Origin of the sequence: uncultured Rhodococcus sp., from assembly GCF_963525155.1 — a bacterium.
GTDB lineage: Bacteria > Actinomycetota > Actinomycetes > Mycobacteriales > Mycobacteriaceae > Rhodococcus_F > Rhodococcus_F qingshengii.
Map to the genome: position 1 here is coordinate 1 of NZ_CAURKP010000018.1, position 11,244 is coordinate 11,244.

Genomic DNA, 11,244 nt, shown 5'->3' on the forward strand with positions numbered 1-11,244 from the left:
TGAATCGCCCTGGGTCTGATGGAGGCTCTGGCTATTTGATTTCAACCAAGGCCTGCTCACCCTGCTCAGTAGCGTAGAACGTCTTCTCGTACTCTGCTGGCGGGATGTCGCCGCAGTGACCATGCAGCCGCCTGTGATTGTGCCAGTGCACCCACGACAGTGTCGCCAGTTCCACGTCGTCGATGCTGCGCCATGGACCAGGATGCGTTGGGCCGTAGATCAGTTCGTACTTGTAGTAGCCGTTCACGCTCTCGGCGAGAGCATTATCGTAGGAATCGCCCACGGTCCCGATCGACGGTATTGCACCGAGTTCGGCGAGCCGTTCGCCGTAGCGGACCGAGGTGAATTGACTGCCCGCATCGCTGTGGCAGCGCAGCCCGGTCAACCGTGTGCCGCGACTGAAGCGGGCCATCTCGATGGCGTCGAGCACTACCTGGGTGCGCATGTTCGCCGCGACGCGCCAGCCCACGATCATCCGAGAGTAAGCGTCGGTGATGAAGCAGACGTAGCCCATTCCCGCCCAGGTCGGGACGTGGGTGAGGCCGGTGACCCACAGTTGGTTCGGCTCAGTCGCAGTGAAATCCCGCCCAACCAGATCGGGGTGCCGATCCGCCCCGGCCGTTGCTCGGGTGGTACGCACCTTCTTCCCTCGCCGCACACCAGCGATCTGCTCGGCACGCATCAGCCGCGCGACCTGGTCACGGCCGACATCGATGCCCGATCTTCGGGCTGCTTTCCACAGCTTCCGCACCCCATATACCTGGTAATTCTCCTCCCACAACCCCCGTAGCGCCGGCCGCAACCGGCTATCGGAGACCGATCTAGCTGACGGCGGTCGGCTTTTGGTGGCGTAGTAGCTGCTCGGAGGTATCTGCAAGGCCTTGCAGATACGCTCGACCCCAAGCCTCCGACCCGCGATGACATCGCCGCGATTGGCATCGACGAACGCGGTCATCTCTTGTGCTGGCGGCCCTGCTCCGCCCCGAAGAAAGACGCCGCACGCTTCAATATCTCGTTGGCGCGCTGCAGTTCTCGGATTTCCTGCTCGAGTTGCTTGATCCGATCGGCCTCGGCGGTGCTCACTCCCACAGTCAGACCGTCATCGATATCGGCCTGCTTGACCCACGACCTGACGGACTCGACCCCGTAACCCAACTGCGAGGCAACCCGCGCTGTCGTCCCATGCTCGGTCCCCAGCTCGGCCCGCAACGCCCGGACCATCCGCACCGCACCGGCCTTCTCCTCCGGCGAATACCGCCGCATCGTCGGCCTCCCTGACACCCGTTCATTCGGCATGCTTCCATCCTCGTTTCCAAGGCCAGAAGTCTCCACCGAACCCAGAGCGATTCAGATGGTGGTTTGCGCGTGTCTGGATCCGAACCCCAGCAACGCAGACAAGTCGCAAGCTCAGCGGACAACTGGTTCGAGGTGCCTCTCTACGTACACATCCAGAAACAGACACGACAGCGCCACGGATTGGTACGGTCGTGAGTATGACTCCACAGAAAGGCGCATGACGCGCCAACGCACGATTATCGTGCAGATCGACGAAATCGCGATCGAGGACGGCCAAATCGAGCCGCCGAAACTGGGCGCGGTGATCGAATTCCCTCTTCGTTTCGCCGAACAACCCGCATCCGATGCCGGCACGGTGACAATTCGCGCTCTCCTCGAAGCAAGCAATCGCGACCCGGTTTTTCAGTACACCGGACCGGATTCGCCTCGCAGGTGGGAATGGAACGGCGTCCTGCGCGGTGACGGGTGGACGGCGTCCTGGCGAGGCTTCACACCGCGTACCGGGTACGTCGAACTCACCGGCCGCTTCTACGGAGTGATGGGGTACGACACCCCGACGAATGTGCGTGGGCGGGTGACCCGAGTTCAGTTGGTCACCGAACGTTACCGGCGTCCGCCGGAAAATCACGGATGGCACATCGTGCCCGGCCACCGCGAACTTCGCGACGTTGAGGTGGCGCCACGCTTTTTCAACCACGACATGTTCATGCACGATGACCTGTTCGAGGTGGACCGTGAAGTGGGTGTCGTCGTCGATCTCGATCTCGACCACGTACCACCCGTACCTGCTCGCCCGTCGATCGTCCCCGGTGACGTGTCGGCGTCGGGCGAGACGTTGTGGGTCGTGGACAGGGAATTGCCGGTCGTGGTGAGCATCGACTCCGATCGTGTTGCGCGCGAGCATGTTCTGCCCGGTCCGATCGGATACTCGTCGAGGCACGTGTGGGCCACCCTGACGGGATGTTGGGTGGGCGGCAAAGGAGGCTTGTACCGGTGCGAGATCGGTGAGGAGCCTCGGAGAGCCAATCCTCGCTCAGTGCATCAGGGAGCTGTGATCGGCGAGCACTTCCTGGCCTGCCCGTCCGGAACGAGTTGGTCGCTGTACTCCGAGGGCAACGAGCCAGTTGTGGTGGACGTGGCGGATGGATACGTCAGATCGATAGCCGTCGACGGTGAGTCCTTCGTCGTTCTGATCGAGCAGCTTCACGCCGACGTAGGGTCGAGTAACCGTTTGGTTCGGGTGACGGTGACCGGAGAAACAACCGTGGGCCCAGAACTGGCGACCGTCCCAGGTCGACGAGGGGCATCGCCATATCTTGCGGGGGCGCCGCTGCGAATCTTCCACAGTGGAACTGCATCGAGGGTTCTTCCCGATCTCGCTCTCGGTGCGATGGAACAACTCGACGGTGACCCCTTTCACGGTGGGCAGGTCGGGGACTTCGTGTGGATTATCGGGCATCCCCCACGTGGGACATCACGAACGGGATGGTGGCCGCTACAGGGGCCTGTCGAGTACGACCGCACCCGTCAGTTCTGGCTGTTCACCCTGCTTGATTCCCGCACTCTCGAACCGGTGAAAAGCACACCGATCTTCACTACCAACCCCGCTGTGAGCATCGACTCCGCCGGCACCGTGTGGGTGATAGCCGACGGACTGCAGAGCGTTCCCGAAGAGTCGATGCAATGGCCGACAAGCCTGGACGTGGCCGCCCTCCTCGGCACACACCCTCATCCGTGAACCTGTACCCGCATTTACTGCACGAGGGCACGCGGCCCGATAGCCCGCGTGAAAATACAGGGTTGCTCTGCCAGAATCACAGGAATGACCGACAACACCGGCGGCACGATAAGTGTGGGTTCCAGGGTCACAGTCACGGTTCCCGACCCCGACGGGAGCACAACATATGCGGGTGTGGTGATCGAGGACTACGCGGACATGGTCATCGATTCCGGGTCGGTGGGACGGGATTGGGCTCCGGTGCATCGGTGGGCGATCGCACTCGATGACGGACGACTGATCTTCGCTCACGACGACGATCTTGCCGCTGCAGACTAGAAGTTCCTCCGTGTCGCGTACTCGCTCTTCGAGAGCGGACTCGGCACGGAACTTCCGGATCGGGTAACAGCGCCAGAGCAGGACTGCACCGCAGCAGTGTTGTGGTTCGTGGCGCGGAGCGAGGGTCGTTCCCGTTCCGGATCGCCGAGCGCCGGAAGCGTTAGGACGTCTGGCATCGGAACGCGCCGCTAACGCTTGTGAGAGTTGCCGACGAATCGGCGGCGGTTTCCCCCAACCGGGGACAGCGATATCCCTCATGTGGATGCCCGAGATTTCTGTTCCCGCTCCGCTCGATCTCAGGCAACGCACAATCGGTCGCTGACACCCAACCGGGGAAAACCGCGAAGGCCGGCATTGATTTGCTGATCGCTTCTACGACGCCAGCGGGGCAGAATCAGTCGACGAAGTTGAAGCCGGTGCGGACGAAGGATCGTCCTTCGACGCAGTCTTGTCCGCGGGAGCCTTTTCCGATTTCTGTTTCGGTTTGGTCGACCGCAGCAATTTGTTGACCTCAGTTGTCGTCAGGCCGGTCAGCTGCGCGATGCTCGCCACCGTTTCGCCGCGAGATTTGAGATCCGCAATCGCAGCCGCACCGGAACGATCCGCGTCCGCGATCTTTGTCTCGGTTTCTTCGCGGATGCGCTCGATACGCACTCGCGCATCGTCCGCGATCTTCTCCCGCAACTCTTGAGCCTTGAAGAATCGGACGAGATCGTCCTCGACCTTCTTCAATCGCTCTTGCTCTTCCGCGAGACGGGCGGCATTCGCTGCGCGTGCCCGTTCCCTCGCGCTGATCGTAGATGTGTTTGAGGACGCCATGCCGCAAACCTTACCGCCGGCAGCGGCGATCGGCCATCAACTGTTCCCCGCCCACCTAACGGTTCCCGGCTCAAAAACTCGGGCCAACCATCACAACTCCACTGAACCTTTTCACACATCACCATGTCAAACCATCTATCCATCCAGCTCATCCATATTTTCAAACACTTCGCTTTCCTCAGCACCAGCAGTTCGTTCCTCACCAAATGCACTTCGTTTCACTCAGCCAAATCCCTAAATTCAGACACACCTCTTGCTGAATTTCAGACTTTGGGGGTGTGGTGCTCTTTCTGTGCCGCCGGAAGCGGCTAAGGTGGCCTTGTGATGACGCTCCACGTGCTGCACGCGGGCGATGGCTACGAGTACCTGACAAGTCAGGTTGCCACCGCTGACCGCGAACGCGAGCACGGGCAGGAGTTGACCGACTACTACTCCGCACACGGCACCCCGCCCGGTACGTGGTTCGGTGGCGGACTCGAAGATCTCGCACGAATGGATGCCGACACCGAGATCGCGGACGAGCATCGGATCAGTGATGGCGCCACGGTGTCGGAACCGCAGATGAAGGCACTCTTCGGGGAGGGCATGCACCCCAACGCCGACCCTATGGTTGAGGCGTCAATCAAGAGTGGGATGGACCCGAAGAAGGCCGTCAAAGAGGCTCGACTCGGCCGCAAGTTCCCGGACTTCGCCAATGACATCCCCCTGCTGAAAGCCCACCGCGCAGCCCTGGAGCAGTTCGCGGTCGACAATGCCCGCCGGCCATCGAAAGCGGAGTCCGGTGCGTTGATGGAGAAGGTCGGAACCGCACTGTTCGAGGAGACGCACAAGCGTTCCGCACAGAACCCACAAGAGCTGTGGTCCTGGATTTCGGCGCAGAAGAACCGCGTCCGGCAACCCGTCGCAGGACAAGATCTGGTGTTCACACCACCCAAGAGCGTGTCGACGATGTGGGCTCTCGCCGACGACGATCTACGCCGCCAGATCGAACGAATCCACCACGAGACCGTCAAGGGCACACTCGGCTGGATCGAGAAGGAAGCATGCTTCACCCGCACCGGTGCGACGAGCCAAGAGCACCAGGACACCACCGGCATGGTCGCCACCCTCTACGACCACTACGACTCCCGCGCGGGGGACCCGAACCTGCATACCCACGCCGTCGTGTCCATCAAGGTCTGCACCGAAAAGGACGGCAAGTGGCGAGCTCTCGACGGCGCCACCCTGCACCGCTACGCCGTCGCCGCCTCCCAGCGCTACAACGCGGCGATCATGTCGAAAATGCACACCGAGCTCGGTTTCGGACTGACCGAACGCAGCACCGGACGTGGCCGGCAGAACGTCGTCGAGATCGCCGAAGTGCCGCAGCAGCTATGTGAAATGTTCTCCTCACGGCGCACCCAGATCGAGACCCGACGTGATCAGCTCGTCGCCGAATACCGCCAAAAACACGACCGGATGCCCAGCGCGAAAGCGATGTACGCGCTCTACCAACAAGCCAACCTCGACACCCGCGCCGGGAAGCAGGAACCGCAAACCCTGCGCGAAATGCAGAACAACTGGATCACCCGATCCGCGCACATCCTCGGCGACGACACAGCAGTAGGAACCCTCGCCGAGCAATGGCGCGGCGTGCAGCGCGAACACGCCGCCGGAGTGCGTGAACACCAGGCTATGCGCAAGGCCGGAACACCGGCCGAGGAAGCGAAACGAGTCGTCGAACACCTCGAGAACGGACGCGCAACGTGGGCCATCACCCACGTACACAGCGCCGTCGACGCCAACTTCGCGGCCGTCTCCTTCCCCGACGAAGCAGCCCGCGCAGCCGCAGTGAAGACCGTCACCGAACACGTACTGGGCGCGTCCGTGCACCTCCCGGCGGCGGAGCTACCCCCCGCGCCGGAGGCTCTCAGACGCCGCGACGGTGAGTTCATCCTCACCAACCACGGCACCGCATTACATACCTCCGCGAGCATCATCACCGCCGAACAGTTCATGCTCGACGCCACTCGAACACCGACCGCCTACATCGCGGCACAAGCCGGACTCGACAAGGTCGTCGAAAAGATCGCCCGCACCAGCGATCACCCACTCAACGCCGGACAGCGCGAACTAGCCGAGCATTTCGTCGGCTCCGGAACACTGCTCGCCGTCGGTGTCGGCCCGGCCGGCACCGGCAAGACGACGTCGATGAAAGCGGTCACCGACACTTGGCGCGCAACCGGACACGAGGTCATTGCGCTCGCACCATCCGCCGTCGCGGCCGAAACCTTGGGCGAAGAAATCGACGTCACTGCCCACACCCTCGCGACCCTGACGTACCCGTGGCGCGGCCTCGAAGGCCACGAACCACGCAGCCTCCCCGAGCACATCGAGATCCCCGCCGGGGCGATGCTGCTCGTCGACGAAGCATCCCTGGCATCGACCAAAGACCTCGCCGCCATCACCGAAATCGCCGCCGCCAAGGGCGCCGTGGTCCGTCTACTCGGTGACCCGAACCAACTCGACGCCGTCGAAACCGGTGGAGCGCTGCGACTGCTCGCCGAAGAGACCAACGCACCCGAACTCACGGTCGTCGTGCGCTTCGGCAAAGACACCGAACAAGCCGAGAACTCCCTCGCCCTGCGGCACGGTGAAGAGAGCAGCTTGGAGCTGTTCTACGCCCGCGGATGGGTCCACGAGGGCACCGCCGCCGAGATGAAAGACGCCGCCGCCACCGCCTACCTCGCCGACATCGACGCCGGGAAAACCTCGATCGTCATGCTCTCTACCCGAGACGACGTCCGCGAAGTGAACCTCGCGATCCAAGCGCACTACCGCGTCGCCGGCACCGCCAAATCCGGCAACACAGTGACCCTGTCCGACGAACTCGACGCCGGAGTCGGTGACATCGTTCTGACCCGCAAGAACAAGCGCCGTCTGCGCACCAAGGGCGGCAAACGGCGCAACATGTTCGTCCGCAACGGCGACTTGTGGACCGTCACCGCCGTCAACGAGAACGGCTCACTGAACCTGCGCAGCAAAACCCACGAGGGCACGATCACCCTGCCTGCCCGGTACGTGAAACGGAACACCGAACTCGGCTACGCCGCCACCGTGCACCGCAGCCAAGGCATCACCGTCGACACCTCCCACACCACCGTCGGACACACCACCAACCGGCCCGGCCTCTACGTCGCCACCACCCGCGGCCGCACCGAAAACCACCTGTACGTCCCCGTCGAACCCGGCGTCACCCAAGACACCGAGGGCATGCACCTGGGGTCCATCAACAACCCGGCCTCACGTGAAGTACTCGAAAAGATCCTCGCCAACGACAACGGCCACAAAGCCGCCATCACCGAGATCCGTGAGGCGCTCGAGCACGCCCGCAGTCCCGAACGACTCCGCGAGGCGTACCACGCCGCACACAGCAGGTTGCGCGATCGCTGGCTCGACGACGTCCTCGACCGGGCGCTGCCCGCAGCACTGCTCGCGACGATCGCCGCCGAAAACCCCGGCAGCCTCGCCGAACTGCGCACCACACTCGGACAGGCGCACGACCGCGGTGACAGCGCCCGGCGCATCCTCAACGACGCACTCGCAACAGGCGAACTCCACACCGCCCGCGATGTCGCCCGTGTCCTGAACTCCCGCATCGTCGAAGCCACTCAGGCCGCAGCAGAAGCGGCGGCCGAGCGTTCCGACACAGCGCTCCCCCCGCTGCCACCGCGCACCACCAGCACCGACAAAGAACTCGACGACTACGCCCGCATCGTCGCCGATCGCTACGCCACCGCCCGACCGGAACATGAGCGCACCGACGGCATCGGCGCGACCATCCGCCGGTACGACGAGACGCGGGCGCAACTCGACACCACCCGCATCCACCGACCCGTGCGGGAAGCGTTCGAACCCGAGATCGCCGAACGGATCCTCGCCGAAGCCGGTGTGCAGCGACTGGGCCGCCACCTGCGCAAAGCAGCGCTCACCGGGATCGCACCCGAGGCAGTTCTGTCCTGGCACGCACAGCAACTCGAAGCGCGCGGCGAAGACGTCACCGCAGCGAACCTGATCAAAGACATGGCACCAGCCATCACCGCAGCAACCGAGAAGACGAACACCCGCTGGGCAGCCGACCACGACGAGATCCTGCGCGAGCACTTCCCTCTCGCGGTCGCCGCCGCCGAACGCACCGAAGACCCGAGGTGGAACGCAGCAGTAGGACGTATCCGCGAACTCGTCACCCACGCCGGTTTCGACGTCGACGAACTGTGCCGCACGATCGAGACCGCCGCGCACTCCACCGCACACGTCACCGGCATCACCGACGCACTCGACACCATCGCGCCGGCCGCATCAGAGCCCGCCGACCCCGCAGCACCGCACTGGGTGCCCTCCCCCGACCTCGACGCCCACCTCGTCGACCCCACCCTCGCCGAGCAGCTCGACGCCACCTACACCGACATCGCAGCCGAACACACCGCGAACACCCGCCGCATCAGCACCGACGACCAGCGCAGCAACGACCCCGAACTGCGCTTCACCGAGCACCTCGAAGCGCGTCCCGAAGACCCGGAGCTGGCAGCGCAGTGGGATCGCACCGCCGCCGAGATCCAGGCATACCGCGACCGCCACAACATCACCGACACCACCTCAGCGGCCGGCGACCGACCCGAAAACAAAGCCGACATCGCACCCTTCAACACCGTTCACCGCGACATCGACACCCTGCACGACCGCATGCAAGAACATCGCGAAGAACAGCGCCGCGCCGAGCGCCAGCAGGCGACGCTCGAGCACCAGCACACCATCGCCCAACACGTGGAACACGAACAAAAACGCCGCGGACCGCGCCTGTGACAGCCGACGGCCTGGCGTTTCGTCAGACGACAGAGGGGGCGGGCGATCTCAGCGTGATCGCCACCATCCCGCGATCCGATCGCGCCATCTAGGTGCAGCGATCGCAGGGGCAGGACTGAGCGGGGGAACCACCGGTTGTGGTTGCTGGACTTGTGTCGAGGTGGGCCGGCCGCTTGCGATGATCCGGCGATCAGCCGCGCCAGGAGGTCGACGCACCTGAACCCCGACGTCGGTGAGGATGCTCAGATCGAGAGTCCATTCCCCAACGGAGCGAGCTCGCCACTCATCGAATGCGGCAGCAACATGGCGCCGCGCCTGCGGACGGGTCATTCCGGTCACCGCAATCAGATGCTGCAAAGCTTGCTCTTCATTGCCTTTGATCTGCGCGAATCCGAAATGCGTCACCTGGTGACAGGGCGTACAGAGACAGATGAGCCGGCCCAGACGTTGCACTTTGGTCGGCCAGTCGTACTGCCATCTCTCGTGCACTTCGAGCCACCGCTGCGACGCTCTGTCTTCCGGGAAACCGCAGATCTCGCACTGCATCCCGGCGCGCCGCGTGACCATTCGGCGCAGTCTTTCCCAATCCTTCGGTTCGACGCAGTACCGGACATTGGTGAACCAACACGTATCAGGGACGAGGTCGACGAACAGACCCTGACCGAGAGACCGGTCTTCACCCGGCAGGAACTCCGGAATGTCAGGGATCGCGACCCACCGCGACAAATCAGCCATCTCAACTCGGGGCGCATACCATCGCTTGGCTGACGGATCCCACCTCGCGCCCCCGGCCTTCGCCAGATCCTTCTCTACGTACGGAACATCCAGCCATATTCGACCCATCGTCGCTGCTCCCCTCAGCCTGCTCGACGAGCTAGACCCTACCGATCGCACAGTGCCTGTCGCGCTCGACGAGGCGTGCACGTGAGTGCGAAACGCCGAACTCAGTCCGTGACCTTAAAGTAGCGGACTTCCCGGAGCGGTTCGCGGACTCCCTCGCTCCAGTAGTAAAGATCGACCAGCGTCGAGTCCTCAGTGTTGACGCGATCGATGCCGACTTCACTCACGAGACCGAAGCCGTACTCCACGAATTCCGATTCATCCCGCTTCCGGGCAAACAGTTTCATTCGACGAGTATCGCCAACCCCGCCGACAGGATCGACGGCGTGTCGAAAAACTCATTGCCGTGACACACAAAGTGAGTCACACTGTGAAACATGGATGTGAAACGGCTACCTGTAACACTCGACAGCGACGATCAAGCGGAAATCGCCGTGTTCGCCGACCCTGACCGCCTCGAAGCAGGAATCCTGCGGGAATGGGCGCAGCAGCAGCACATCACCATCCGCGACAACTCCGAGTCCGGGATCGCGCGCGCCCTTCTCCGTGTGGGTGCAGAAGCACTCCGCGAGAAGGCTCTCGAAGCCGGCTATGCCGAACTCGCCAAGGATCAAGAAGAAGGCCTAACGGAACAACGAGCGCGGCGGCGAAGCTACACCGAGCGCGTCGACCAGGCCTACGGCGAATGACGGCCGCGCTCCGCGGGCAGATCTACTGGTTCGACATGGGACACGGCGAGAAGCCGTGGGTGGTGGTCTCCAACAACGTCCGTAACCGCAACCTGAACACGGTCCTCGCCGCACGCGTGACCACCACACCGAAGCCCGGCGTTCCGACGGCCGTCCCCCTCGGTGCCGCAGATCCACTTGTCGGTTCGATCCTGGCGGACGACCTCATCCAGCTCTTCGACGACGAGCTCGCCGCGAGCAGGCCGGCGGGAGCGCTCTCCCCCGCAACAGTGGTCAAACTGAACAAAGCACTCGCGATCGCACTCGGGCTGCCCTGACGAACTCGCTGTACGACTGTGGCCCTCGACCGGAAAGGTCGAGGGCCACAGTCATGGCAAGCGGCGGGAACTGTCACAGGTCGGTAAATCGCGATACCGAGAGCCACCGGAGCGTGAGCCCGAAACCCAGCCAGAGCACGACGAATGCGCCGACCGCCCACTGGCCCGGTGTCTCCTGAGAAATCAGCGATGCTGCGACGAACAGGGCGAGAAAAATCAATCCGGACCGGATGAACATTCCACTCATCCGCGCGAGTGACCGGATCAAAGGGAAATCCATCCGTCCGAGGGGGTCGTGCTCCTGCATGGCAGTCCACCAATCCGAATCGAGTTGTGTTGCACAGCATCCTATGAAAAAAGGGGTGTGTCCGCCACAGCACGGCGC

At 63.3% G+C, this 11,244-nt stretch carries 10 protein-coding genes; 5 read left to right on the top strand and 5 right to left on the bottom strand.

All coding sequences use genetic code 11. The features are described from left to right. Positions 1 to 31 precede the first annotated feature (31 nt). A protein-coding gene (locus tag RWT78_RS06545; protein WP_314674795.1) for an IS3 family transposase occupies positions 32 to 1,296 on the bottom strand; the annotation gives its coding sequence in 2 pieces (ribosomal slippage) (positions 32 to 993 and positions 993 to 1,296; 1,266 coding nt in all). A gap of 217 nt (positions 1,297 to 1,513) precedes the next feature. Here RWT78_RS06545 and RWT78_RS06550 point away from each other — a divergent pair. Beyond that, positions 1,514 to 3,034 (top strand): DUF6578 domain-containing protein, encoded by a 1,521-nt coding sequence (locus RWT78_RS06550; protein ID WP_314674797.1) that lies wholly within the window; start codon positions 1,514 to 1,516, stop codon positions 3,032 to 3,034. A gap of 84 nt (positions 3,035 to 3,118) precedes the next feature. Further along, positions 3,119 to 3,352 (top strand): hypothetical protein, encoded by a 234-nt coding sequence (locus RWT78_RS06555; RefSeq protein WP_314674799.1) that lies wholly within the window; start codon positions 3,119 to 3,121, stop codon positions 3,350 to 3,352. Between the two features lie 372 nt (positions 3,353 to 3,724). On the opposite strand, the gene RWT78_RS06560 is transcribed toward RWT78_RS06555, so the two are convergent. Beyond that, positions 3,725 to 4,171 (bottom strand): hypothetical protein, encoded by a 447-nt coding sequence (locus tag RWT78_RS06560; RefSeq protein ID WP_314674801.1) that lies wholly within the window; start codon positions 4,169 to 4,171, stop codon positions 3,725 to 3,727. Positions 4,172 to 4,495: 324 nt separating this feature from the next. Here RWT78_RS06560 and mobF point away from each other — a divergent pair, with 324 nt between their 5' ends. After that, positions 4,496 to 9,013 (top strand): MobF family relaxase, encoded by a 4,518-nt coding sequence (mobF, locus tag RWT78_RS06565; RefSeq protein WP_314674802.1) that lies wholly within the window; start codon positions 4,496 to 4,498, stop codon positions 9,011 to 9,013. Between the two features lie 48 nt (positions 9,014 to 9,061). Here the strand turns inward: mobF and RWT78_RS06570 are convergent, their stop codons facing one another. Then, entirely contained in the window at positions 9,062 to 9,856 is a 795-nt protein-coding gene (locus tag RWT78_RS06570) for a DUF5710 domain-containing protein (RefSeq protein ID WP_314674804.1), read from the bottom strand. A 101-nt stretch (positions 9,857 to 9,957) separates the two neighbouring features. Next, the gene (locus tag RWT78_RS06575) at positions 9,958 to 10,140 is read right to left on the bottom strand and encodes a hypothetical protein (RefSeq protein WP_083059660.1); all 183 of its coding nucleotides are present in this window, start codon (positions 10,138 to 10,140) and stop codon (positions 9,958 to 9,960) included. 90 nt (positions 10,141 to 10,230) lie between these two features. On the opposite strand from RWT78_RS06575, the gene RWT78_RS06580 reads away from it, so the two are divergent. Next, positions 10,231 to 10,542 (top strand): hypothetical protein, encoded by a 312-nt coding sequence (locus RWT78_RS06580; protein WP_314674805.1) that lies wholly within the window; start codon positions 10,231 to 10,233, stop codon positions 10,540 to 10,542. Next, positions 10,539 to 10,859 (top strand): type II toxin-antitoxin system PemK/MazF family toxin, encoded by a 321-nt coding sequence (locus RWT78_RS06585; protein ID WP_064074509.1) that lies wholly within the window; start codon positions 10,539 to 10,541, stop codon positions 10,857 to 10,859. The genes RWT78_RS06580 and RWT78_RS06585 overlap by 4 nt, the downstream gene beginning before the upstream one ends. A gap of 73 nt (positions 10,860 to 10,932) precedes the next feature. On the opposite strand, the gene RWT78_RS06590 is transcribed toward RWT78_RS06585, so the two are convergent. Then, entirely contained in the window at positions 10,933 to 11,166 is a 234-nt protein-coding gene (locus tag RWT78_RS06590) for a hypothetical protein (RefSeq protein ID WP_064074508.1), read from the bottom strand. Positions 11,167 to 11,244 lie beyond the last annotated feature (78 nt).

Excerpts from the sequence above, each read along its gene's own strand:
- RWT78_RS06550 (WP_314674797.1), top strand. The coding sequence starts at position 1,514 with ATGACGCGCCAACGCACGATTATCGTGCAGATCGACGAAATCGCGATC.
- RWT78_RS06555 (WP_314674799.1), top strand. The coding sequence starts at position 3,119 with ATGACCGACAACACCGGCGGCACGATAAGTGTGGGTTCCAGGGTCACA.
- RWT78_RS06560 (WP_314674801.1), bottom strand. The coding sequence starts at position 4,171 with ATGGCGTCCTCAAACACATCTACGATCAGCGCGAGGGAACGGGCACGC.
- mobF (WP_314674802.1), top strand. The coding sequence starts at position 4,496 with ATGACGCTCCACGTGCTGCACGCGGGCGATGGCTACGAGTACCTGACA.
- RWT78_RS06570 (WP_314674804.1), bottom strand. The coding sequence starts at position 9,856 with ATGGGTCGAATATGGCTGGATGTTCCGTACGTAGAGAAGGATCTGGCG.
- RWT78_RS06575 (WP_083059660.1), bottom strand. The coding sequence starts at position 10,140 with ATGAAACTGTTTGCCCGGAAGCGGGATGAATCGGAATTCGTGGAGTAC.
- RWT78_RS06580 (WP_314674805.1), top strand. The coding sequence starts at position 10,231 with ATGGATGTGAAACGGCTACCTGTAACACTCGACAGCGACGATCAAGCG.
- RWT78_RS06585 (WP_064074509.1), top strand. The coding sequence starts at position 10,539 with ATGACGGCCGCGCTCCGCGGGCAGATCTACTGGTTCGACATGGGACAC.
- RWT78_RS06590 (WP_064074508.1), bottom strand. The coding sequence starts at position 11,166 with ATGCAGGAGCACGACCCCCTCGGACGGATGGATTTCCCTTTGATCCGG.